Here is a 22,983-nt window from a genome sequence, read left to right as displayed (position 1 = left end):
CGGTCATACCCCCAAATTAGGTTGGTTGGAGGGATATTATGGAAGCCCTAGCTTTGACGAATGTGTCCGACCCCTCTTTCCGCAAGGAAATAGAGGAGAAATACCGTATCCTGGACCCCGCCAAGCGGAGTTTCTTCCAGACCTGCTTGACGTGCGGCACCTGCGCGGCCGGTTGCTGCTTTAACGGTGCGGTCGACAATATGGACCCGCGCAAGTTTATCCGTAAGATCTTGCTTGGCCTGAAGCAAAGCACCCTGGACGACATCTTCGTCTGGAACTGCAACTGCTGCGGGCGCTGCACCATGGAGTGCCCGATGGGCATCGACATGGGCGGTGTCGTGCGCACGGTGCGCGGTAACTTCGGCCTGACGGCGCCCGGCACGCTGCAGCTAGTCGCCAATACCCACCTGGAAACCGGCAACCAGATGGGCGTCAGCGTGGAGGACTACCTGGACACCATCGACTGGATGCAGGAAGAGCTTCAGGAAGAGCTCGGGGACCCGAACTTCAGGATCCCGATGGACGTCCCCGACTGCGACTTCCTGTTCATCCCGCACCCGCGTGAAATCAAATACTATCCCGAAGACATCAAGACCTGGACGAAGATCTTCACGGCTGCCGGCGCCAAGTGGACGCTTTCCACCAAGGCCTTCGACGTGACGAACTTCGGTCTCTTCAACGGGCGCGACGACGAGGCGACGAAGATCTTCCAGATCACCGTCGACGCCATGCGCGAGCTCAACGCCAAGCGCCTCGTGTGCACCGAGTGCGGCCACGGCTACTGGGCCTTCAAGTTCGGCGCCAAGGCGTGGATTCCGGTCGACTTCCCGATCCTGCACATGGTCGAGTACCTGGCCGAGATCCTGCGCGAGGGCAAGATCCAGGTCGACAAGTCTAAGAACACTGAGATCGTAACGCTGCACGACCCGTGCAACACCGTCCGCAAGGGCGGGGTCGTCGAGGAGCCGCGTTACGTCCTCAGCCAGGTCTGCGAGAACTTCGTCGAGATGTGGCCGAACCGCCAGTACAATTACTGTTGCGGCGGCGGCGGCGGCGCCCTGGCGATGGGCGATACCATTAAGCCCTACCGCATGGCCAAGGGCAAACTGAAAGCCGAACAGATCCGCACCACCGGCGCCGAGATCTGCTGCGCCCCGTGCCACAACTGCTACGACCAGCTGAACGACATTAATAAGGAATACCAGCTTGGCCTGAAGGTCAAGCACATCTTCCAGTTGGTAGAGAAGGCAATGGTCTGGGAGTACAAGCCGGCCGAATAATCGCTGGTAACAATTGAAGGCATAGCGGAACCGTGAAGGCCTCCGGGCCTTCACGGTTCTCTTCTTATGCAGAGTTATACGGAGGGGCAACAGATTTTGGACAGCCGTCGTTTCGAATGGCACTACCTGTTTCTCTTTCTGACCGCCATGATGTGGGGCGGAGCCTTCGTCGCAGCCAAGTTCGTGGTCCTGGAGATGCACCCGCTGGTCGCGGCCGCCGTCCGCTTCTCGATCTCGTTTCTGTTCTTGCTCCCCTTTTTCCTGCGGTGGGAAGGCCTGAAAAACCTGCCGAAACTGAGGGATCTCCCGGTGCTGCTGCTCCTGGCCGCCACCGGCGTCTTCCTGTACAACGCTCTTTTCTTCTACGGCATGCGGACCTCGGCGGCTACCGACGGCGCCTTGGTCATCGCCTCGAGTCCCATGATTACGGCCATCATTTCCTTCTTCGTCCTCAAGGAGCGTTTCGGGCCCGGGCAGTTGCTGGGGTTTTTCCTATGCCTTGCGGGTGTGACGGTGATTATTACCAAAGGCTCGCTCTCGGTGCTCGCCGCATGGGCCGTCAACCAGGGTGACCTGATGCTTTTCGGCTGCGCGGTGTCGTGGGCTGTCTACTCGGTCGCCGGCAAAATTGCCACCGGGCGCATGACCCCGCTGGCCTCCTCGACGTTTTCCAATGGACTCGGGGCGGTGATGCTGCTGATTGCCGCCGGCCCTTTTCTCCCCCGGCAGTCGTTCCTCGACTTAAGCCCGGTCACTATGGGGAGCATGCTTTTTCTGGCCGTTTTCGCTTCGGGCGTCGCCTTTGTCTTCTGGCTGGTCGGGGTGAACAAGGTCGGCGCGGGGCGGACGTCGATCTTTGTCAACATGGTCCCGGTCTGGTCGGCCCTGCTGGGCGTGCTGTTCCTGGGAGAACGGCTGGCCTTGTTTCACCTTGTCGGGGCCGTCCTGACCTTAGGCGGCGTATACCTGGTGACGCATAAGGATGTCGGAAGCCGGAAGTCGGATGCCGGAATGCTTGCAAGCGGCAAATCGAAATTGCAGGGAATAAGGGATGGATCGGCTTGCGATGTGCGTTTGACAGGACGTCGTTAAACGGTTGGCAAATAGAAGGAGTTTGCAAGGATAATATACCTATATGTCGTAAGTTGTAAGCTATAAAAGCGTTTCAATGCCTGGAGTCAACACTTGGAAATAAGGATATGATTGCGTTTTATGGATGCATTTAATATGAGGTGGCAGGTTCGTCCGGTAAGCATTACGAACACGGAAGAGGCCAGGCGGGAGATCGCCCTGGTGGGAGCGGACGACTGGGGCTGCAAGATCATGGCCCCCAAGGCCGTGTACCGCCTGCTGAAGGTTACAGGCCTCGCTCCTTGGCAGGCCAACATCCTCAAACAGGAGATGCTGGCCCGGGGCGGGGAGGCGGCCGTCAGCAGGGGATGCATCAACTGCTCGGTCGAGAGCACCGACGTCCTGCTCATGGGGACGGTGACCCATTACCGCAGCCTGGCGCGCAAGCTGCTGATCCAGCCTTTCGGGCTGCCGGAGCTCGGGGCCCGGCTCCGCTGTGTCGTGGACAACCTGGAGCAGGAATCGCTACCGGACCTCGATTGCCGGGGCATTGTTCTGCCCTTGAGCAAGCGCACTCTCGTCATGGGCATCCTCAACGTCACCCCCGACTCCTTCTCCGACGGCGGGCTTTTCATGACGCCGGAGAGTGCCCTGGCCCGCGCCCGGCGGATGGTCGAGGAAGGCGCCGACATCATCGACCTGGGCGGGGAATCGACGCGCCCCGGGCACACCCCCGTCCCGGCTGAGGTCGAGACCGCCCGTATCCTCCCGGTACTCAGGCTGCTGGTGCGGGAACTGCCCGTCCCCGTCAGCGTCGATACCTCCAAGGCCGCGGTCGCCAGGGCGGCGCTGGAAGCGGGGGCGCACGTCATCAACGACCAGTGGGCCCTGCGGGACCCGGGAATGGCCGAGCTTGTCGCCGGGGCCGGCGTCTCGGTGGTGCTCATGCACAACCGCGAGAAGGCCGTTTATCGCGACCTGATGGGCGAAGTCTGGTCCTACTTCGAGGAGCGCGTCGAACTGGCGCTCAAGAGCGGCATCAGCGAGCGGCAGCTGATCCTCGATCCGGGGTTCGGCTTCGGCAAGACGCCGGCCCACAACCTCGAGATCCTGCGCCGGCTGGGTGAGTTGAAAGGCTTCGGTCTGCCCATCCTGATCGGGACCTCGCGCAAGTCGACCATCGGCAAGGTCCTGGACCTGCCTGTGGACCAGCGGCTGGAGGGGACGGCGGCCACGGTGGCGGTCGGCATCGCCGGGGGGGCCGGCATCGTCCGCGTCCACGACGTCCTGGCGATGACCAGGGTGGCGCGGATGACCGACGCCATTTTGCGGGGATGGGACGAAAATGGATAAGATCATCCTGAAAGGACTGGAAATCTACGCCTACCACGGCGTTTCCGACAGCGAACGCGAGCTGGGCCAGAGGTTCATCCTGGACATCGAAATGCTGGCCGACCTCCGGCCGGCCGGCGAGACCGACGACCTGGCCCTGACGGTCAACTACGCGCTGGTCTACGCCGACGTGCAAACGGTCTTCACCGAGCGTCCTTTCCGGCTCCTGGAGGCCGCCGCAGAGGCCGTCGCCGCCAAAATCCTGGCCGGGCACGCGCCGGTGCGCGAGGTGGTGGTCCGCGTCAAGAAACCGTCGGCCCCCATCCCCGGGCACCTGGCTTATGCCGCCGTGGAAATCAGGCGCGGCCGATGACCGGGAAGGGTTCGGCAAAGGCCTACATGGGCCTCGGTGCAAACCTCGGTGACCGGCGGGCCAACATCCTGTCCGCCATCGGGCGCCTGCGCGCCCTGCCCGGGATCGCGGTGCTGCGCGCCGCTTCCCTTTACGAATCCGCGCCGGTGGGATTCATCGACCAGCCGCGCTTTGTGAATACGGTAATCGAAGTCACGACGGACTTGTCCCCTTTCGACCTGCTGGCCGCCGTTCAGCGCGTCGAGCGGGACCTCGGCCGCGTGCGCACCGTCCGCTGGGGACCGCGGACGATAGACATCGACATTCTCCTCTACGACGACGTAACCATGGATGACCCCGCCCTGACCATTCCGCACCCCCGTATGGCCGAACGCGCCTTCGTCCTCGTGCCCTTGGCCGAGCTGGTCCCCGACCGCCTTCTCAACGGCCGTACCGTCCGCGACCTGGCCGCCGCGGCCCGCTCCCGGGCGGATGTCGAGATTCTCACGCCCGCGGCGGAAGTAATCCCCGGTTAAATCTACAGAATTTGCTTAAAGGGCTGCCGTTCCTGACGAAGAATACGAACCACGTTGCGAAACTACCTCCTCGAAAGCGTGGTGTGTTGCGATTCGGCAGGCGACGCGGTTCCTGATTGTTTCCCTGCTTTTTGCGGTGACCGCACTGGTTCCCCTTGGTTCACCGGCTGTAGCTTACTACGGGCAGCCCGACAACGTGACCTCCCCCGAGCCTGCCATTGAAGTCAACGCCTACATCCTGCCGGGCAAAGGCGCGGTAAACGCCCTGGACGAAACCGCCCGGCACCTGACCTACGTCAGCGTCTTCAGTTACCGGGCCGGGCACGACGGCGAACTGGTCGCCCCCGAGGGCGAGGACGCCGTCCTCGAGGCGGCGCGCCGCCACGGCGTGCGGCCGCAGATGGTGCTGACCAATTTCGACGGCACGAACTTCAGCTCCGACCTGGGACACGCCATCGTCAACGACCCGGCGCTGCGCACGCGGGTGATCGAAAACACCCTCCGGGTCCTTAGAGAGAAAGGTTACCACTCTTTGAACATTGACTTTGAAAACCTGCCTCCCGAGGACCGTGAAGCTTACACTGGCTTTATCGGCGAGATGACCGCCATCCTCCATCGCGCCGGTTACCCGCTGTCCGTCGCCGTGGCGCCCAAGGCCGGCGACAGGCCCGACGAGGCCTGGGTCGGTTTCGTCGACTACGCGGCCCTGGGCTCGATCGTGGACCGCGTGATCGTCATGACCTACGAGTGGGGCTGGATCGGCGGGCCGCCGATGCCCATCGCCCCCCTGGACAAGGTGCGCGGCGTGATCGAGTACCTGGTGCAACATGTGCCGCCCGGCAAAATCCTGATGGGCATGCCCCTGTACGGGTACGATTGGGAACTGCCGGACACGCCGGCCAATACCGCCAAAAGCCTGGATCCCGTCAGGGCGCGCCAGCTCGCCCAGCGTTACGGCGCCCGGATCCAGTGGGACGAAAGGGCCGCTTCGCCCTTCTTCTATTACACCGACGACTGGGATAACGGCCACGCGGTCTGGTTCGAGGACGGCTGGAGCATGGCCGCCAAGTACGCTCTGGTGCGCGAGTTCGGCCTGCGCGGGGTCAGCTTTTGGGTTCTGGGTAACAGGTTCCCCGAAAACTGGGCGGTTCTGGACGGCCTCTTTGAGCCCGTCCGGGACCGGGCTTAACGGCATAACCGTCCGCCGCGGGGCAAAGATTAAGAAAAGGGGTTTAAGCTGCAGGGTCCAGGGTGTAAGATATTAGATATGATGTCAATGTTAGATATTAGATGTTAGATGTTTGGTGTAAGACTAAAGATCGGATGCGGAGTTCGAGATTTAAAGTTTGAGGAGTAAAAAATGACAGCAACAAGCACATTTGCGGATCTGGGGCTGAAGCCCGAACTCATGCGGGCTATCGAAGACCTGGGCTACGAAACGCCGACGCCCATCCAGGAGAAGAGCATCCCGCCGCTCCTGGCCGGGCGGGACGTTTTGGGACAGGCCCAGACGGGGACGGGCAAGACGGCGGCTTTCGGGCTGCCCATCCTGCAGAAGATCGTCCCGGGGCAAGGCCTGCAGGCCCTCGTCCTCTGTCCCACGCGGGAACTTGCCGTACAGGTCGCCACCGACATCACTTCGATGGGCAGGTACCTCGGCGTCCGCGTTCTGCCCGTTTACGGGGGGCAGTCCATCGAGCACCAGCTGCGCGCGCTGAAAAACCGCCCGGAGGTGGTCGTCGGCACCCCGGGCCGCCTCATGGACCACCTGCAGAGAAGCTCCATCAGGCTGGACGGCCTGCGCGTGGTGGTCCTGGACGAGGCCGACGAGATGCTGGACATGGGTTTCCTGGACGACATCAAGACCATTCTCGCGCAGTGCTCCGAGGACCGGCAGACTCTTCTCTTCGCCGCGACGATGCCCGCCGAGATCGAGAACCTGGCCAAGTCGTTCCTGAAAGACCCCCAGGTCGTCGCCATTCGCGGCAGCGAGCTTACGGCGCCGCTGATCGAGCAGCGCTATTACGAGGTCAACGCCCGGCAGAAGCTGGAAAGCCTCTGCCGTATTCTGGACGTGGAGATGCCGGCTTCGGCCATTATTTTTTGCCGCACCAAAAGGGGGGCCGACGAACTGGCCGAGGCCCTGCGGGTCCGTGGTTACGAGGCCGAGGTCATCCACGGCGACCTGTCCCAGCGGGAGAGGGACAGCGTCATGAGCCGTTTCCGTTCAGGGTTCGTCGAGCTGCTGGTGGCCAGCGACGTGGCCGCGCGGGGCCTGGACATCAGCCACGTGACCCACGTCATTAACTACGACATCGCGCAGGACGCGCAGAGCTACGTCAACCGTATCGGCCGGACGGGCCGCGCCGGCCGCGAGGGTGTGGCCATTACCCTGGTTACGCCCCGCGAGATCAGGCAGTTGCGCTTTATCGAGCAGAGCATCGGCAAACGCATCAGGCGCCACGCTCTGCCGACCCTGGCCGACGCCAAGGAGCGGAGACAGCAGGAGCTTTTGCATCGCGTCGAGGAGGCTCTGGGTCAACCCCTGGTGGGCGAATATCGCGCCTTGGCCATTCAGCTGCTTGAAAATCACGAATCCATCGAGTTGCTGGCGGCGTGCCTGATGATGCTGACCAAGGAGGGGAGGGAACTGGAAACAGCGGAACTGCTGGGCGCGGAGCCCGAATCGGTTACCGTTAAACTGCCTTTCGGGCGCAAGCACGGTTTGCACGTCAGGGCGGTGATCGACCAGCTTTCCAGAGCCGGCGTGCGGCGCGGCGAGATAGGCAACATCAAAATTTTTGACGACAGGTGTTACGTTGACGTTCCTGCGGAGTGCGAGGACCAGGTATACGCGGCTTTTCGCACGCTGCGCCAGGGGATAAGAACGAAGCCGGGCAAGTTTGGCGCTCCCCAGCCCCGCAGGAGAAGCTCCAAGAGCCTCCAATAAAGAGGTTGGATGCCGGAGGTCAGAAATCTGGCTCGAAGAAATCCTACGGATTTCCCTATAATCCATCGTTCGGAGGCCGGAGGTCAGAAGCCGGAAGCCGAAGGCCGAAAGTCGGAAACCGGAAGCCGGAACTTAATGCTGAGAAAACCGGCACGGGTTTCATCGCGTCCGACCTCATTCTGGCCTCTGACTTCCTTACTAGGCAGATACTTACCGGGCTAAGCCTTCCCCTCCGTGGCACACTAAGTTGTAGCTCAAGACATTGACTAAGGAGGGGAACTTATGCTTTCGCCGGATGTCGTCAGCGGCATGATCAAACTGCACCTTATGGGATACCTGTCCTACGACGAAATAGTGCATTGGGCCGATAAAAAGTTCCACGACTTGGAATTTATTGATAACACCACCAGCGATGAGACTTGCGACGCCATGTTCGACGTCCTCAGTACTATTATGCTTGGACAGGACGAAGGAATGCGTCTGGAAAGCCGCGATTTTGAAATGTTCCTGGATCGGCTGGAAGCCGTATAGGCGCAATCCTAGGATTGCGCCGGCGTTCGGCATTCGGACGGGGTCACTAGAGTGCTGAGCGCACCGGCAAAGCCGGATCCTAGCAAATGTTAGAAAGGCGTGGGACTAGTTTCATTACGCAGCGCAAAGTCGTAAGTTGAGCATAACAGAGGGATTGTCATCTAGGCAAAAGATACCAGACCGATTTGAGGAACAATTTCAAAAGCTTGCTTGTCCTAGAATAAAGAAGCGGTTTTCTAACGCCTGGGGAGAGGATTACGAAATGTCAGTTTCTGTAGAGGGATTCGAGCAACTGGTTTCTCAATCCAAGAAATTAGCCGATACACTGAAATACGATCCCCCGCCCATAAGCCACGTACAGAGAGCAAAACTGGTGTTTCAGCTGCGTCTGGCCTATAACTTCACGGTACGGCAGTGCGGCGACCAGTTTCTTACCCGCAGGTTGCTGGGTTTGATCGAAGAATGCGAAGAACTGTTGGAGTCATAGCCCGCCACATCCGCCGCCCCGGTACGGCGGTTTTTCTTTTTGCGCGCCCGGGGACAGGCCTGGCGCGCCGGTTGCCGGCTGTTCGGGCAGGCGCGGGAGAAAAGGGGCAGACCGCCAACAGCCAACACCCACAGGTATCCGTTGCCATGGGCGGGTAAGCGATGGCACAGCAGCGCGCCGGGTCGGTATTTACCCGGAAAAACGATTTTGTCGAGCGTTTTACGGCGTTAAACAGGCAATTTCGGCGGCGGTTCGGCATACATTGTTACCGGATGAACTTGTCGCGCGGGGAATTGCAGGGTTTATTTTAAGCCTTTGCCTTATCAGGCAGTTCAACCCTCATGTGAAAATTGTAGCTATTCCAGGCAGGAAATGCAGACTTCGTGTCGAATTACTTTCAGTTAACGTACCCTTTGCCATTGCCGCCCGTTCCTCCGCCCCAAAGGGGTTTTGGAAAACGGGGTTGAACCGGCTGTAGAAGCAAGCTTTTGCGTGACTCCAATGCAAGGAGGGTGAGAATGTTTGTTGTGTAAACGGATGCGTGTGCTTATGGCAACCCTGTTGATCGCTTTGTTCAGCATGGCCTCCTGTCCGGGACCGGCGTCGGCTGCGGAAAACGGCCCGACGGCTTCCGGGGACCGGGTCTATATCGTCAAGCCGGGTGAAACCCTTTCCGAGATCGCTTGTTCTTTTGGTCTTAGCTATCGTGCTATCGCCGCGGCCAACGGCCTGACCAACCCTCACCGCATCAAAATCGGGCAAGAACTGATTATTCCGGGCATGGCAATGGTTGCCGCCTCCAAGGCCGGCGTAAAGCCTGTTCCGGGCGTCAGCCGGAACGACGTCGACCTGCTGGCCAGGCTGATCGGGGTCGAATCCGGCGGCCAGCCTTACGAAGCGCAAGTCGCCGTGGGCGCCGTGGTGATGAACAGGATTGAAAGCAAGCGGTTCCCCGACAACCTGCGGGCGGTCGTGTCCCAACCAGGCCAGTTCCCTCCGGTAAGCAGGGGATTGGTAAGCCGCCACGTCGCCAGCAGCACTTCGCGCAAGGCCGCGCTGGAAGCCCTGGCCGGGGTTGACCCGACCAACGGCTGCCTTTTCTTCAACTCTCTTTCCGCGCGTACCGCGCACCTGGCTAAAAGGCCGGGAGCAAAAATCATCGGCAGGATGGTATTTTACCACTAGGTAAGAAGCTGGCGCCAAACCACGGGGGATAGGCTTATGCGAGAGAGTTCTATCCCCCTTTGTTTTTTGCAGCATTTATGCGGGTCTTCCTGGAATTAAATGGTTGCCAGTCAGGGACTTTTAGAAGTATGCTGGTGGCAGGGGTGCCGTTGAAGAAGCCTCCGAGCAAAAGCGGCAGCGGTGAGCCTCTTGTACCGGCCCGCCTGGATATCCGTCTCTCCAGCCGTCCGGTGATAACCTCTGCCTTGTGTCGCCAGGCCTGTCCCATGTCTTCGTCCTGGAAGGCCCGCTGCTGCCGGGCCTACCGGCCGCGCTTCGACCTGCCCGCGATCCTGGCCCTGGCCGAAGCCGGGTGGCTCGGCATCTTCGCCGCCGCCGAGTTTTATGCCGATCCCCCGCTGGTTGTCGTTGACCTTCAGGGAATGGACCTGCACTGCGGTCTCTGGACCCCGTCAGGCTGCATTCTTCCGGCGGCCCTGCGCCCGCAGACGTGCCGGGACTATTTTTGCAGGTTGCCCGCAGCGAAGTTTGACGCCGACTTCTGTGAGGCCTACCGGGAATACCTCGCGGTCCTCGATCTGGTTAACCGGTGCAATGAGGAGTTCACCGGTTTATGGTCCCGTGCCGGGGACCTCCTGCCAAGGAGCTTGCGGGTCGTGGGCGGCCCAAAAGGTGTTTTTTTCGACGTCAGACCTCTTGAGACTTTGCTGGAAGAGTACCGCGGATATCAGCAGTGCCTGAGGGACAGGGTAAGGGAATATCTCGGGGTGGAGGAGATAACTTGTTCGATAAATCTTAAACATTAGCATTCCGTTATGGGCGTCGAGAACGGTCCGCGGCTCGCCGGTTATCTTAAAAAGCCTGTAACGCGGCCCGGGCGGCCCGATAGGACTTTGCTGCTTTGTGCCGAAACTATACAGGATGTTGGCGCGTGCCAAACTATTGGTATGGAGGAAAGAGCAGTGCACCGGATTGAAACGCTGGCCCGGCTGCTAAAGGAGACGGGACCGGCCTTCGCCCTGACGGGGGCGGGCGTCAGCACCGAGAGCGGGATCCCCGATTTTCGCTCGCGCGGGGCCGGCCTTTGGGAGAGGTTTGACCCGGCGGAGGTATGTAGCATCGAGGCCTTCCACAGGGACCCCGCCCGTTTCTGGCGGTTTAACCTGCAGTGGTGGCTGCCCTGCCGGGAGGCCCGTCCAAACCGGGCGCATCAAGCCCTGGCCGCGCTGGAAAAACACGGCCTGCTGCGCGGCGTCATCACCCAGAACATTGATGGCCTGCACAGGGATGCCGGCTCCACCGTCTGGGAGGTGCACGGTCACCTGCGCACCTGTCACTGCCTGAAATGCCAGAAGGAGTACGACTTCGCCCACCTTACCGAGCAGTATAACGGGGGGATCAATCCTCCGCGGTGCGGCTGCGGCGGTCTCCTGCGCCCCGATGTCGTCCTTTTCGGGGACGCCATGAGCCGGGACTTCTGGGTGGCCTCCCAGGTGCTGTCGGGCTGCCAGCTGCTGCTCGTGGTCGGGTCCAGCCTGCAGGTCTACCCGGTGGCCGACCTGCCGCGGCTGGCCAGGCGCCTGGCCATCATCAACCGCGACCCGACCCCTTACGACGAGCGGGCGGACGTCGTCATCCAGGGCAACGCTGGAGACGCGCTGGAAGCAGTGCTTGCGAAACTGGGCATTGAGCACTGAGCGCTGAGCATTGGACCTTGGGGAATCGACCTCGAATCTAGATCGAGGGGGTCAGGATTTAGAATTTACTGTACTGACGATTTTAGGGCAGTTTCGTGAAGCCTGGAAGTCAAAATTTTTTACCGGACCTGACGGCGAAAGACTGGAGTTTATTCAGGAAACCAAATGAATGTGTGCAGGTGAATATGATATTTTGTCGAAGGCAAAAAGATTTTCCAGTAACAATGAGAGGGGCGGTCCCTTGACGAACGAGAAGATCGCGCTGATCACCGACAGCACCTGCGACCTGCCCGACGAGGTCCTGAAGGAGTACGATATCCGGATTCTGCCGCTCAAAATCCTCTACCCCGACCGTTCGTACGACGACCGCCTCGATATTTCTCCGGACGAGGTGTACGCCACACTCGACGAGGAGAGGCCTAAGACTTCGATGCCCTCTCCCGGGAAAGTGGCCGAAGTACTTAACGAACTGGTCAGGGAGGGGTTCACCCACGCCATCGCCATCCATCTTTCCAGCGGGTTGAGCGGAACGCGCGACGTGGTCAAGATGGTCAGCGAGCAGATACAACAGAGCTTAAAGGTCGAAGTCATCGATTCCAGGGCGGTTTCCATGGCTCTGGGTTTTCTGGTCCGCGAGGCGGGCGCCCTGATCAGGCGCGGCCTGGGCTTTGAAGAGGTTGTGGAAAGGGTGAGGTCGCTGCGGGAGCGCATGAGGGTTTTCTTTATCGTCAGGACTCTCGAGTACCTGCGGCGCAACGGTAGGATCGGGTACGTCCAGGCAGCGGTGGGCGGCATCCTGGATGTCAAGCCCATCATTTCCATCGGCGCCGAGGGCAAGTATTATACCTACGTGAAGGTCCGCGGATGGCACAAGGCCCTGGCCAGGCTGGTCGACATCGTGCGCGAAAAGGCGGGCGGTAAAAAGATCGTCGTCGCCGTGATGCACGGCGCCGCCCTCAAGGACGGGCAGGAGCTGTGCAAGGGCATCCTGAACAGCGGGCTGCAGGTGCAGGAGATGGTGTTCGGCCAGATCGGCCCGTCGATGGTGGTGCATGCGGGGCCCGGCCTGGTCGGCGTGGCCTTCTACGAGGTATAGTGTGTTGAGTGCCGGGAGTCCGAAAGCTTAAAGCTGCATGCCTAAGGTAGAAACATCGCCGGAGCAGAAGCTTTTTGATTATTGTAAGACCTTGCTTGGTATGGTAATATCGTTTATAAGGTGGCATCCCAAAGGAGCCACACCGTTGTTTTCGCCGGTGTCCGTAACAACCGAAGAGAGTTTTGCCGCTTGGAGCCGTGAGGACCGAGACGGGCCGTATATAAAGCCTTGGACTCTGTCTGAGGCTTTTCAGTTTTTCATAAGGGTGATCTAGAGCTGTCATACCGCCGCATCGAGTATCCGGCTTTATGGTATTAGGTATGGGTATCGGGTATCGGGTATTAGAGTAACAGATGAGTTGCAAGAATAGTGACCTCATTGGTTTTTCCCCCAAGATGTAAGGGGAGGGTAGGTTGAAAGGAAGTGTGAACTTGATAGATAAACGTATCGCCGTAATTGGTGCCGGCAAGGTGGGTTCGGCCTTGGCCCTGGGGCTCTCCCGGGCCGGGTGCGCCGTAACGGGCGTCGCTTCCCGCAGCCCGGCGTCGGCGGGCAGGCTGGCGTTCCTGATCGGCTGCCGTCCCTGTGCCACCCTGTCCGACGCGGCTGCCGGGGCTGAAGTGCTTATTATTGCCGTGCCCGACAGGGCCGTCGGCCGTGTCGGGAGAAAATTGGCCCGGTCGGGCGCCGTCCGTCCGGGGCACGTCGTCATTCACACCAGCGGGGCGCTTCCGTCCGGCGCGCTGGACGCGGTGCGCGGGCAGGGGGCTGCGGCAGCTTCGATGCACCCGGTGCAGTCGTTCGCCCGGCTTGACGACGTGGAGCGCCTGTACGGCTGTTACTACGGCGTCGAGGGCGACCCCAAAGCCGTCGCAGCGGTGCGGGAGATGGTTTCTTTGCTGGGCGGGCGCGTCCTCCCGCTGGACGGCTGCGACAAGGCCCTTTACCACGCGGCCGCGTGCGTGGCCTCCAACTACTTGGTGGTGCTGCTGCACCTGGCCCGGACGCTCATCGAGAGCGCCGGCGTAGACGCGGAACAGGGCCGGCGGGCGCTTTTGCGCCTGGCGGAGGGCACCCTGGCCAATGCCGGGGAGATGGACCTGCCCAGCGCGCTCACGGGACCGATCGCCCGGGGCGATACGGGGACCGTGGCCCGGCACGCGCGCGCCATGAGCGGCATCGTCCCGGAAGCCGCCAGGCTTTACGGCCACCTGGGCCTGTACGCCGTCGAACTCGCCCGCGCGGGAGGCGGCCTGGACGCCCTGCGGTCGATAAAAATGGTTAATCTTTTAAAAGGGGTGACGGCAGATGACGGTTTCCCGGGTGACCACGGCGTCGCTGCGCCGGATGAAGCAGGACGGGCGGCGGATCACGATGCTGACGGCCTACGACTTCCCGACGGCCCGCATAGTAGACGGGGCGGGCATTGACCTTATCCTGGTGGGCGACTCGGTCGGCAACGTCGTCCTGGGCTACGAGACGACCATTCCCGTGACGGTGGACGATATCGTCCATCACTGCAAGGCCGTGGTCCGTGCGGCCAGGAGGGCGATGGTGGTGGCCGACCTGCCGTTCCTTTCTTATCACGTGTCCCGGGAGGAGGCCTTGCGCAACGCCGGGCGTTTGATGCAGGAAGGCGGGGCGCACGCCGTGAAGCTGGAGGGGGGCCACCAGGTCGTCGAGACCGTCCGCGCCCTTGTCGGAGCGGGCATTCCGGTGATGGGCCACCTCGGGCTGACTCCCCAGTCGGTCTACCAGCTAGGGGGCTTCAAGGTTCAGGCCAGGGATGCGGCGGCCGCCTGCCAGTTGCTGGACGACGCCCGCGCCCTGGTGGAGGCGGGTATTTTTGCCCTTGTCCTGGAGTGCGTGCCTTCTTCCCTGGCCAGGCTGGTCACCGCATCCCTGGCGGTACCGACCATCGGTATCGGGGCCGGGCCCTTCTGCGACGGGCAGGTCCTGGTCACCCATGACCTCCTGGGCCTTACCGGGGACTTCAAGCCCAGGTTCGTGAAGCGTTACGCCGCCCTGGGACAGCAGATGGCCGCGGCCATCGGGGCCTATGCGGCCGAGGTGCGGGAAGGGGTCTTCCCCGGCCCGGAACATGGCTTCGAAATGCCCGAAGAGGAACTGGAGAAGCTATTGAAATAGCTTCTCCAGTTCCTCGCGTTCAGCACTCAGCTTTCAGATTCCGAATGCCGAATGCTGAACGCTTAGCACCGTCGGCACGAGCCCGAGAAGGAGGGATCGGATTGCGAGTTCTTTCTACCGTTTCCGAAGTGAGGAAGGTTGTTCAAGAGTCACAACGCCCGGTTGGGCTCGTACCGACGATGGGTTTCTTCCACGAGGGGCACCTTTCCCTGATGCGGGCGGCCAGGGAGACCTGCGCCACGGTGGTGGTCAGCATTTTCGTCAATCCCCTGCAGTTCGGCCCGCGGGAAGACCTGGACGCCTATCCGCGGGATCTGCCGCGGGACCTGGCTATGGCCGAGGGCGTCGGCGTCGACCTGGTCTTCGCCCCCGGCGTGCAGGAGATGTACCCTGAACGGCAACTGGCCTGCGTCGAGGTGGAGAAGATCAGCGAAGGCCTGTGCGGGGCAAAGCGGCCCGGGCACTTCCGGGGCGTGGCCACCGTGGTCGCCAAGCTTTTCAACATCGTCCAGCCCGACGCGGCCTTCTTCGGTCAGAAGGATGCCCAGCAGCTTCAGGTCATTCGCAGGATGGTACAGGACCTTAACTTCCCGGTGACCATCGTCCCGTGCTCCATCGTGCGCGAGCCCGACGGCCTGGCCATGAGCTCACGAAACGTCTACCTCACGCCGGAGGAAAGGAGGGCGGCCGTCGTCCTCTACCGGAGCTTGAAGCGGGCGGAGAACCTGATCGCCGGCGGCGAGCACGACGCCGGGAAGATAGAGAGCTTCCTGGCGGAAAGCATAGCAAGTGAGCCGCTGGCGCGCCTGGATTACGCCGAGGTCCGCGCCCTCCCGGACCTTGCAGCGAAGCCCGTGCTGTCGGGGGAGGTCATCCTGGCCGTCGCCGCCTATTTCGGCCGGGCCAGGCTGATCGACAACCTGATCGTAAGAGTCTAAGGGGGGGGTGGCTGGTAATGCTGCTCGCTATGCTTAAGGCTAAAATTCACCGGGCCGTGATTACCGACGTAAACCTGTCGTATACCGGGAGCATCACCATAGATGAAGAACTCCTGGACGCGGCAGGCATCTTTGTCCACGAAAAGGTGCAGGTTGTCAATCTTGCTAACGGCGAGCGTTTTGAAACCTACGTTATTCCAGGCCCGCGAAATTCCGGAACCGTTACCCTCAACGGGGCTGCGGCGCGCCTGGGGCTTCCCGGGGACCCGGTGATCATCATGGCTTACGCCCTGATGGACGAGGACGAGGCCCGGAATTACCAACCGCGTGTGGTCCTGGTGGACGAAAAGAACAGGCCCGTATAAAACACTGAGGCGAAGTTTTTCAAGAGTCCCAAACCGGCTGGATGGATACATAAGTTACTACTTCCTCCGGCAAACTAAGATAGAAATCTTAGTAAGGGAGGAACAGCAGTGCAACACTACCAAGCCCAAACGTTTGGACAAATGCAGGCCCAGGGACAGGTCATGCCCGAGCCTCCGATGGTTCTTTCCACGAAGGATCACCTGTACCTGAAGGACGCTATGTCCTGGCTGTTGACAGCCATCAAGAAGTGCCGTCATTTTGCGCAAGAATGCAACGATTCCGACGTGAAGCAGGCCCTGGACAAGACCGGCCGCATGCACCAGATGCACTACCAGATGCTGTTGAATCACCTGCAGCCCATGCAGCAGCAGCAACTGCTCCAGCAGTACGCCCAACGGCAACAACAGCAGCAGCAACAGCAACAGTTCCAGGCGCAGGTCCAGCAGGGACAGCAGTTTATGGCCCAGCAGCCGGCCCAGACCGTCGGCCAGCACTTTACGTCGTAGAGGAGGGAAGACTTGTGCAACAGCAACAGCAAAACATCATCAAGAATCCCAAGTCCCCCAACGAGCTGCAGGTTAAGGGCCCGAATCTGAACAACAGGGACCGTGTCAACGACCTCCTGGCCACGGAAAAGTACCTTACCGACAACCTGAACGTATTCGCCCGCGAGGCCAGCCACCGTTCCCTGCACAATGACGTGATGCGGGCGCTAATTGAGACCCACCAGAATACGCGGGACATCTTCAACCTGATGTTTCAAAAAGGCTGGTACACGCTCGAAGGAGAAGAACCCCAGAAGATCGCCGATACCCACCAGAAGTTCCAGAGCTACGCCGGCAGCCAGTTCCCCTACGGCCAGGGCGGCATGACCAGCTAGCGCGGGGTATAGGATGTAAGGTGTAGGGTATAGGGTTGGAAGGACTCCAGGCGCGGCGCTCACCGCCGCGCCTTGCCTTGACAATAATTCCTTTGAAACATTAGAATTAGCATAACACTTAACCGGGAAACCGGATTTTCTGTTTGTTTTTGGCTTTTGCGCCGGTAGCCTTCGGAACCGGGCAGGCGCTTTAAGCATGTATACTGGGGGAGAAAGCGTGGCTCACGGTAAGGAGTTAGTTGAACGGATCCAGGAGCTGAAGAAGCAGCGCAACGCGGTTATTCTTAGCCACTATTACCAGCGGCCCGAGGTACAGGACATCGCCGACTTCGTCGGCGACTCCCTGGAACTGTCCAGCAAGGCCGCCGGAACGGACGCCGACGTCATCGTTTTTTGCGGTGTGCACTTCATGGCCGAGAGCGCGGCTATCCTTTCCCCCGACAAAACCGTCCTGCTGCCGGAACTGTCGGCTGGATGTCCGATGGCCGACATGGTCACGGCCGAGAAACTCCGCGCCAGGAAACAGGATCTGCCAGGGGTCCTCGTGGTTTCGTACGTTAACACCTCGGCTGCGGTCAAGGCCGAAAGCGACATCTGCTGCACCTCGGCCAACGTGGTTAAGGTCGTCAGTTCCATACCGCAGGAGCAGGAGATCCTTTTCGTCCCCGACGCTAACCTGGGGCGGTACGCCGAGCAGGTCACGGGGAGGAAGATGCACCTCTGGCCCGGCTATTGTCCCGTCCATCATAATTTGCGTCCCGAAGACGTGCTGGAGGCGAAGGATGAGCATCCTGACGCCAAGATCCTCGCCCACCCCGAGTGCCAGCTGAACGTCATCGCCCTGGCCGACCACGTCGCCAGCACTTCGGGGATGCTCCGGTTCGCCCGCGAATCGGCCGCCCGGGAGTTCATCGTCTGCACTGAAGAGGGACTGCTGCACCAAATGCGGCGCACCTGCCCGGGCAAGGAGTTTTACCTCGCCTCGCCCGCCTTGGTTTGCGAGACTATGAAGTTCACGACGCTGGAAAAGCTGGCGTGGTCTCTTGAAACCCTTACCCCGACGGTGACGGTCGAACCTGAAACGCAACAGAGAGCGATGAAGGCTCTCGAGCGGATGCTGGCAATTACATAATGGCAATGAGCACTGGGCGCTGGGATAAATATTGGAAAGGGATTCGGTTATACCGAATCCCATCCTAAAGTATCTCAATGCCCAATAAGTATCTCAATGCCCAATACCCAACGCTCAATGCCCAATGCATCTTGGGAGTGACACAGCGTGGCGCCTCGTTACCTTGTTAATTTCGACAGCCGGGAGCTGCTCCAGTACGAGGTTGAGTACCTGGTGATCGGGAGCGGTATCGCGGGGCTGTATACGGCCTACACCATCGCCAAGGACGGGGGCGACGTCCTGGTTATCACCAAGCGGATGGTGGAGGATACCAGCACCGAGCGTGCGCAAGGGGGAATCGCGGCGGCGATCAGCGCCAGCGACTCCCCCTTGCTGCATGAGCAGGATACCCTCGGAGCCGGCGCGGGACTCTGCGACGAAGAGGCTGTCCACGTCCTGGTTACCGAAGGGCCGGAGCGGGTCAGGGAACTGGTTTCGCTGGGCGCCAGGTTCGATCGGGCGAACGGCGATTTCGCCCTCACCCGTGAAGGGGCCCACAGCCAGCGGCGCATCCTCCACGCCAGCGGGGACGCCACGGGCGCCGAGTTACAGAGGGTGCTGTCGTTCCAGGCCCACGACATCGGGGTCCCGATCTTGGAGTGGCATTTCGCCGTGGATCTCCTTGTTAAGGACGGGCGGTGCTACGGCGCGCTGGTCCTGCAGGAAGACCGGAACAGGCTGGTCGTATTCTGGGCCAGGGCCGTCATCCTGGCCACCGGCGGGGCTGGTCAACTGTACCGCCGCACGACCAACCCCCAGGTCGTCACCGGCGACGGGATGGCCCTAGGCTACCGAGCCGGAGCCGAGCTGAGCGACCTCGAATTCGTGCAGTTCCACCCTACCGTACTGGCCCTTCCGGGCGCGCCTTCCTTTCTCATTTCCGAGGCGGTGCGCGGCGAGGGCGGCCTCCTGCGTAACACCGCCGGCGAAAGGTTTATGCCCGGCTACCATCCCCTGGCCGAGCTGGCTCCCCGGGACGTCGTCACCCGCGCCATCCTAAAGGAGATGGAGAAAACAGGTGCGGATCACGTGTACCTGGACGTTTCCCACCTGCCGCCCGGACAGGTCGAGCATCGCTTTCCCACGATCAGCAGGACGTGCAAGACCTACGGGGTTGACGTAGCCTGCGACTTGATCCCGGTTGCGCCGGCGGCCCACTACATGATGGGCGGTGTTAAAACCGGCCTGGACGGGCAGACCTGCATCAACGGCCTGTATGCCTGCGGGGAAGTGGCCTCGGCCGGCATCCACGGCGCTAACCGCCTGGCTTCCAATTCTCTGCTCGACGGCCTGGTTTTCGGCGGTCGTATCGCCAGGGCGGTTATGAGCCGCAAGAACGAGACAACGTTAGCGCGTCCGCCTTTTGCCTGCCGCGATTTGCGCGACGACGAGACCGACTACCAGGCCTTGAAATCAGAACTTCAGCAGATAATGCAGGAATATGTCGGTCCCTTGCGTTCGGCCGAGGGGCTGGCTAAAGCCCTGGCTTTCTTCGACCGCTGGCAGTTTTTACGCCACTGCCGGACTGCCGGGCCGGAGGCCCTGGAGGTGCGGAACATGCTCGAGGTCGGCCACCTCATCGCCGAGGCGGCTATGTGCCGGACCGAGTCCCGCGGCGCCCATTTCAGGACCGATTTCCCGGAACGCCGGGAACGGTGGGAGAAGCACCTGAGTTTTCGGAGGCAGTGACGTGGAGCTGGTAAGCAGGGCGCAGATCGAACAGTGGCTGGCCGAGGACATCGGGCCCGGCGACATCACCTCGCAGGCGGTCATTCCCGAAGATGCCGTCGCGACGGGGCGGTTTATCTGCAAGGAAGAGGGGGTGGTGGCGGGTCTGGGGCTGCTTCCTCTGGTGTTTTCCTGCCTGGACAGCGATGTCGTCGTGACCGCCGCCGTGCAGGACGGCGAGCGGGTGTTCCCGGGAACGGTCCCGGCTCTGGTCAGCGGAAGGGCGCGGCCCATCCTGGCCGGCGAGCGCCTGGCCCTGAATCTCTTGCGCCACATGTCGGGGATCGCCACGAGGACCCGCGCCTTGGTGGAGATGGTCCGGGAATTCAACGTCCGGGTCGTGGACACGCGCAAGACGACGCCGGGCCTAAGGGCCCTGGAGAAATACGCCGTGCGTGTCGGGGGCGGGTTCAACCACCGGTTTGGCCTCTACGACGGTGTCCTGATCAAGGACAACCACATCGCCGTGGCCGGCGGGATCAGGGCGGCGGTGCAAAAGGCCAGGGCGACCTGCCCGCATACGTTGAAGATCGAGGTCGAAGTCGAAGACCTGGCCGGCGTCGCGGAGGCCCTGGAAGTCGGGGCCGACGTCATCCTGCTGGACAACATGCCGCCGGCGTTGATGGCCGAAGCCGTGCGCATCGGCCGGGGACGGTGCCTGTTCGAGGCCTCAGGCGGGATCACCGAAAGCACCATCCGGGACGTCGCCGCCGCGGGCGTCGACCTGATCTCCGTGGGGGCCCTGACGCATTCGGTCAAGGCCTTGGATATCAGCTTGGACGTACAAATGAGCATTAAGTGCTGAGCACAGAGCACTGGGACAACTTTTATCAGTTACTTCAAGACGCTGGTGGAAACGGTTGTTTATCACATCTAACCTATGGCAACAATGTCGCTAACAGGGTACGGTGACGGGTCGGGAAGGCCGGTTTAAGGATTAAGGTTAATCCCCGACCCCAAAGCCCAGCGCCCGATGCCCAGTGCTTTAGGCGCGAGATTGTGCACTTTGAAGGGGACAAGGTGAAGACGCAGATTCTCAATCTTCTAAAGCAAAAGGGAGATTACATTTCCGGGGCCGAAATCTCACGACGATTGGGGGTTTCCCGGGCTGCCGTCTGGAAGCATATCGAGGCTTTGCGCCGGGACGGCTACGTGATCGAAGCCGCCCCTAGGCTTGGTTACCGCTTCGTGGAGGCCCCGGACCTGCTGTTGCCGGCCGAGGTTCAAGCCGCCTTGAGGACGCGGGTTTTCGGCCGTTATTATCACTACCTGGAGGAAACCGGGTCGACCAATGACGTGGCCAGGGGACTGGCCGCTCAGGGCGCGCCGGAAGGTACCCTGGTGGTCGCTGAGCAGCAGGCCAAAGGACGGGGGCGAATGGGCCGGTCCTGGTCGTCCCCTGCGGGTGGGCTGTGGTTTTCGCTTGTTCTCCGTCCCGCCATCCACCCCTCGGGGGTGGCCGGTGCGAACTTCCTGGCTGGCGTGGCGTGCGCCGAGGCCCTTTCATCCCTCCCCGGCGTTCGACCGCGTATCAAATGGCCGAACGATATCTTGCTGCAGGACCGCAAAGTCGGCGGCATCCTGCTCGAACTCAGCGCCGAGGCCGACCGGGTTAACCATCTCGTGCTCGGCATCGGCATCAATGTTAATGTAGACCTCGACGATTTTCCCGCGTCGTTGAGGAGCAACTCTAGCAGTCTAGCGGCCCACCTGGGGAGAAGGGTTTCGCGGCTTGATGTCTTAGCGTCTGTCCTGGAGGCCCTGGAAGAATGGTATAACCGCTGGTTGCGTGAAGGGTTTGCTCCAGTGATTGCCGCGTGGCGGGAGTGGCAGGAATCCTTGGGGAAACAGGTGAGGGTTATCGACGCCCAGGGAGAGTGGCTGGGTACGGCCATAGACGTTGACGACCACGGCGCCCTGCTGGTTGAACGCGCTCCTGGAATGGTTCGGCGGGTGCTCTCCGGGGATATCTTCGCTGAAATCGCCCAGCCCCAAGAAGGATGAAGGAAATCTACTGCTATAGGGCCAGGACAGGAACCCTTCCGTTTAGGCGTAATTCATTAATTTCCTGTCCCGAGAGGGGATCCATCCTGAATTTCCGGTCCCGAGGGGATCCATCCTGGTGGAGCTCGGGCTGACTTAAGTGGAGGGGAGCCATTCTTGTTACTGACTTTGGACGTCGGGAACACCAATATCGTTTTGGGGCTTTACGAAGGAGAAAGACTGGCCGCCCACTGGCGGGTTTCGACCCGGCGAAGCTGGACGGTCGACGAGTTCGGCCTGCTGTTGAAACAGCTTCTGCTTGACAGGGGCTTTGCACCGGCGGACGTTAAGGCGGTCGCCGTTTCTTCGGTGGTACCCCCGGTCAACCCTATGCTGGAAATGGCCTGCCGCAAGTATTTCGCGTGCGACCCCCTCGTCGTGGGCCCGGGCCTGAAGACCGGCGTGCCGATCAAGTACGAAAACCCCCGCGACGTGGGCGCGGACCGCATCGTCAACGCCGTCGCCGGCCTGGCGGAGTACGGCGCCCCGCTGGTGATCGTCGACTTCGGGACGGCCACCACCTTTGACGCCGTTTCCGCCAGGGGGGAATACCTTGGCGGGGTGATCGCCCCGGGCATCGGGATTTCGTGCGAGGCACTCTTCGCGCGGGCGGCGCGCCTGCCGAGGGTGGAACTGGTACGGCCCCCGGCGGTTATCGGGCGGAATACCGTACACAGCATGCAGGCCGGGATCGTCTTCGGCTTTGCCGGCCTGGTGGACAACATCGTCAACTTGATGCGGGCCGAACTGGGCGGTGCGGCGACAGTGCTGGCCACCGGGGGAGAGGCCGAGCTGATCGCCGGCGAGAGCGCCGCCATCCAGCATGTCGACCCCTTCCTGACGCTCAAAGGCCTGCGGATTATATACGAACGTAATAAACAATAGCACTGCGCATTGAGCACTGGGCATTGGGACATAAATTGACGGAGGGTCGGTATCCTTCCTACCGTTACGGACAGAGGTCTGGCTTAGGTTCGCAGGACTCCTTACCGCAGGGCCGGGTTGAGCCACCCTTTAAGCTTTCCGAATTATTCAAAACCAGGGCAAAGCAAGGCGGCCGCCCATTGAACATGGGCCAGCCGCCAATTCCACAATGTTTGTTGTTAGACCCTCATCCTGCAAAATGCAGCACCACAGACAATGAAAAACGGTTACAGCAGGTCTGGGTTATCCCCGCGCTCCGTGCTCCGCT

25 protein-coding genes are annotated in these 22,983 nt (G+C 61.1%); all 25 read left to right on the top strand.

The features are described from left to right. Positions 1 to 38: 38 nt before the first annotated feature. The 25 genes from ACUM6F_RS06175 (at position 39) to ACUM6F_RS06055 (ending at position 22,676) form a co-directional block, all read left to right on the top strand. Positions 39 to 1,280 (top strand): (Fe-S)-binding protein, encoded by a 1,242-nt coding sequence (locus ACUM6F_RS06175; RefSeq protein ID WP_445348712.1) that lies wholly within the window; start codon positions 39 to 41, stop codon positions 1,278 to 1,280. A gap of 66 nt (positions 1,281 to 1,346) precedes the next feature. Continuing rightward, positions 1,347 to 2,372: a DMT family transporter gene (locus tag ACUM6F_RS06170; RefSeq protein ID WP_445348711.1), complete on the top strand. Its 1,026-nt coding sequence runs from the start codon at positions 1,347 to 1,349 to the stop codon at positions 2,370 to 2,372. A 135-nt stretch (positions 2,373 to 2,507) separates the two neighbouring features. Next, on the top strand, positions 2,508 to 3,704 hold the full coding sequence (gene folP / locus ACUM6F_RS06165) for a dihydropteroate synthase (RefSeq protein WP_445348710.1): 1,197 nt from the start codon (positions 2,508 to 2,510) through the stop codon (positions 3,702 to 3,704). Beyond that, positions 3,697 to 4,056: a dihydroneopterin aldolase gene (gene folB / locus ACUM6F_RS06160; protein ID WP_425620752.1), complete on the top strand. Its 360-nt coding sequence runs from the start codon at positions 3,697 to 3,699 to the stop codon at positions 4,054 to 4,056. The genes folP and folB overlap by 8 nt, the downstream gene beginning before the upstream one ends. Next, entirely contained in the window at positions 4,053 to 4,571 is a 519-nt protein-coding gene (gene folK, locus ACUM6F_RS06155; RefSeq protein WP_445348709.1) for a 2-amino-4-hydroxy-6-hydroxymethyldihydropteridine diphosphokinase, read from the top strand. The genes folB and folK overlap by 4 nt, the downstream gene beginning before the upstream one ends. A gap of 136 nt (positions 4,572 to 4,707) precedes the next feature. Beyond that, complete coding sequence (locus ACUM6F_RS06150; RefSeq protein ID WP_425620754.1) at positions 4,708 to 5,760, top strand: glycosyl hydrolase family 18 protein; 1,053 nt, start codon at positions 4,708 to 4,710, stop codon at positions 5,758 to 5,760. A 171-nt stretch (positions 5,761 to 5,931) separates the two neighbouring features. Further along, positions 5,932 to 7,521 (top strand): DEAD/DEAH box helicase, encoded by a 1,590-nt coding sequence (locus ACUM6F_RS06145; protein WP_425620755.1) that lies wholly within the window; start codon positions 5,932 to 5,934, stop codon positions 7,519 to 7,521. A gap of 282 nt (positions 7,522 to 7,803) precedes the next feature. Then, positions 7,804 to 8,052: a hypothetical protein gene (locus ACUM6F_RS06140; protein ID WP_425620756.1), complete on the top strand. Its 249-nt coding sequence runs from the start codon at positions 7,804 to 7,806 to the stop codon at positions 8,050 to 8,052. Positions 8,053 to 8,314: 262 nt separating this feature from the next. Continuing rightward, positions 8,315 to 8,539 carry a hypothetical protein gene (locus tag ACUM6F_RS06135; protein ID WP_425620757.1) on the top strand — a complete coding sequence of 75 codons (225 nt, stop codon included), beginning with the start codon at positions 8,315 to 8,317 and terminating at the stop codon, positions 8,537 to 8,539. Next, entirely contained in the window at positions 8,515 to 8,697 is a 183-nt protein-coding gene (locus tag ACUM6F_RS06130) for a hypothetical protein (protein WP_445348708.1), read from the top strand. The genes ACUM6F_RS06135 and ACUM6F_RS06130 overlap by 25 nt, the downstream gene beginning before the upstream one ends. A gap of 364 nt (positions 8,698 to 9,061) precedes the next feature. Then, positions 9,062 to 9,724, top strand: a complete 663-nt coding sequence (locus tag ACUM6F_RS06125) for a cell wall hydrolase (protein WP_425620758.1) — start codon at positions 9,062 to 9,064, stop codon at positions 9,722 to 9,724. Between the two features lie 149 nt (positions 9,725 to 9,873). Then, positions 9,874 to 10,530, top strand: a complete 657-nt coding sequence (locus ACUM6F_RS06120; protein ID WP_445348707.1) for a hypothetical protein — start codon at positions 9,874 to 9,876, stop codon at positions 10,528 to 10,530. A 156-nt stretch (positions 10,531 to 10,686) separates the two neighbouring features. After that, positions 10,687 to 11,421, top strand: a complete 735-nt coding sequence (locus tag ACUM6F_RS06115) for an SIR2 family NAD-dependent protein deacylase (RefSeq protein WP_426377703.1) — start codon at positions 10,687 to 10,689, stop codon at positions 11,419 to 11,421. A 241-nt stretch (positions 11,422 to 11,662) separates the two neighbouring features. Beyond that, a complete protein-coding gene (locus ACUM6F_RS06110; protein WP_445348706.1) occupies positions 11,663 to 12,517 on the top strand; it encodes a DegV family protein in 855 nt (284 codons plus the stop codon). A 431-nt stretch (positions 12,518 to 12,948) separates the two neighbouring features. After that, positions 12,949 to 13,947, top strand: a complete 999-nt coding sequence (locus ACUM6F_RS06105; protein WP_425620762.1) for a Rossmann-like and DUF2520 domain-containing protein — start codon at positions 12,949 to 12,951, stop codon at positions 13,945 to 13,947. Next, positions 13,865 to 14,665 carry a 3-methyl-2-oxobutanoate hydroxymethyltransferase gene (gene panB, locus ACUM6F_RS06100; protein WP_425622204.1) on the top strand — a complete coding sequence of 267 codons (801 nt, stop codon included), beginning with the start codon at positions 13,865 to 13,867 and terminating at the stop codon, positions 14,663 to 14,665. The genes ACUM6F_RS06105 and panB overlap by 83 nt, the downstream gene beginning before the upstream one ends. A 101-nt stretch (positions 14,666 to 14,766) precedes the next feature. Continuing rightward, positions 14,767 to 15,603 carry a pantoate--beta-alanine ligase gene (panC, locus tag ACUM6F_RS06095; protein WP_445348705.1) on the top strand — a complete coding sequence of 279 codons (837 nt, stop codon included), beginning with the start codon at positions 14,767 to 14,769 and terminating at the stop codon, positions 15,601 to 15,603. A gap of 17 nt (positions 15,604 to 15,620) precedes the next feature. Continuing rightward, entirely contained in the window at positions 15,621 to 15,968 is a 348-nt protein-coding gene (gene panD / locus ACUM6F_RS06090; RefSeq protein WP_425620764.1) for an aspartate 1-decarboxylase, read from the top strand. 108 nt (positions 15,969 to 16,076) lie between these two features. After that, positions 16,077 to 16,475: a hypothetical protein gene (locus ACUM6F_RS06085; protein WP_425620765.1), complete on the top strand. Its 399-nt coding sequence runs from the start codon at positions 16,077 to 16,079 to the stop codon at positions 16,473 to 16,475. Between the two features lie 14 nt (positions 16,476 to 16,489). Continuing rightward, positions 16,490 to 16,849: a spore coat protein gene (locus ACUM6F_RS06080; RefSeq protein ID WP_425620766.1), complete on the top strand. Its 360-nt coding sequence runs from the start codon at positions 16,490 to 16,492 to the stop codon at positions 16,847 to 16,849. A gap of 217 nt (positions 16,850 to 17,066) precedes the next feature. Further along, the gene (gene nadA / locus ACUM6F_RS06075; protein ID WP_426377691.1) at positions 17,067 to 17,981 is read left to right on the top strand and encodes a quinolinate synthase NadA; all 915 of its coding nucleotides are present in this window, start codon (positions 17,067 to 17,069) and stop codon (positions 17,979 to 17,981) included. A gap of 147 nt (positions 17,982 to 18,128) precedes the next feature. After that, complete coding sequence (gene nadB / locus ACUM6F_RS06070; RefSeq protein ID WP_445348704.1) at positions 18,129 to 19,709, top strand: L-aspartate oxidase; 1,581 nt, start codon at positions 18,129 to 18,131, stop codon at positions 19,707 to 19,709. Position 19,710: 1 nt separating this feature from the next. After that, positions 19,711 to 20,553 carry a carboxylating nicotinate-nucleotide diphosphorylase gene (gene nadC / locus ACUM6F_RS06065; RefSeq protein WP_425620769.1) on the top strand — a complete coding sequence of 281 codons (843 nt, stop codon included), beginning with the start codon at positions 19,711 to 19,713 and terminating at the stop codon, positions 20,551 to 20,553. Positions 20,554 to 20,768: 215 nt separating this feature from the next. Further along, on the top strand, positions 20,769 to 21,752 hold the full coding sequence (locus ACUM6F_RS06060) for a biotin--[acetyl-CoA-carboxylase] ligase (RefSeq protein ID WP_445348703.1): 984 nt from the start codon (positions 20,769 to 20,771) through the stop codon (positions 21,750 to 21,752). 156 nt (positions 21,753 to 21,908) lie between these two features. Continuing rightward, a complete protein-coding gene (locus ACUM6F_RS06055) occupies positions 21,909 to 22,676 on the top strand; it encodes a type III pantothenate kinase (protein ID WP_425620771.1) in 768 nt (255 codons plus the stop codon). Positions 22,677 to 22,983: the final 307 nt, after the last annotated feature.

The sequence above is a fragment of the Desulforudis sp. DRI-14 genome (genome assembly GCF_052618305.1).
Note: the sequence above shows the minus strand (reverse complement) of the source record. Positions and strands in the feature narration are given on the sequence as shown.

Bases quoted from the DNA above. Each gene is read 5' to 3' on its own strand.
- ACUM6F_RS06175 (WP_445348712.1), top strand. From the start codon at position 39: ATGGAAGCCCTAGCTTTGACGAATGTGTCCGACCCCTCTTTCCGCAAG.
- ACUM6F_RS06170 (WP_445348711.1), top strand. From the start codon at position 1,347: ATGCAGAGTTATACGGAGGGGCAACAGATTTTGGACAGCCGTCGTTTC.
- folP (WP_445348710.1), top strand. From the start codon at position 2,508: ATGAGGTGGCAGGTTCGTCCGGTAAGCATTACGAACACGGAAGAGGCC.
- folB (WP_425620752.1), top strand. From the start codon at position 3,697: ATGGATAAGATCATCCTGAAAGGACTGGAAATCTACGCCTACCACGGC.
- folK (WP_445348709.1), top strand. From the start codon at position 4,053: ATGACCGGGAAGGGTTCGGCAAAGGCCTACATGGGCCTCGGTGCAAAC.
- ACUM6F_RS06145 (WP_425620755.1), top strand. From the start codon at position 5,932: ATGACAGCAACAAGCACATTTGCGGATCTGGGGCTGAAGCCCGAACTC.
- ACUM6F_RS06140 (WP_425620756.1), top strand. From the start codon at position 7,804: ATGCTTTCGCCGGATGTCGTCAGCGGCATGATCAAACTGCACCTTATG.
- ACUM6F_RS06135 (WP_425620757.1), top strand. From the start codon at position 8,315: ATGTCAGTTTCTGTAGAGGGATTCGAGCAACTGGTTTCTCAATCCAAG.
- ACUM6F_RS06130 (WP_445348708.1), top strand. From the start codon at position 8,515: ATGCGAAGAACTGTTGGAGTCATAGCCCGCCACATCCGCCGCCCCGGT.
- panB (WP_425622204.1), top strand. From the start codon at position 13,865: ATGAAGCAGGACGGGCGGCGGATCACGATGCTGACGGCCTACGACTTC.
- panD (WP_425620764.1), top strand. From the start codon at position 15,621: ATGCTGCTCGCTATGCTTAAGGCTAAAATTCACCGGGCCGTGATTACC.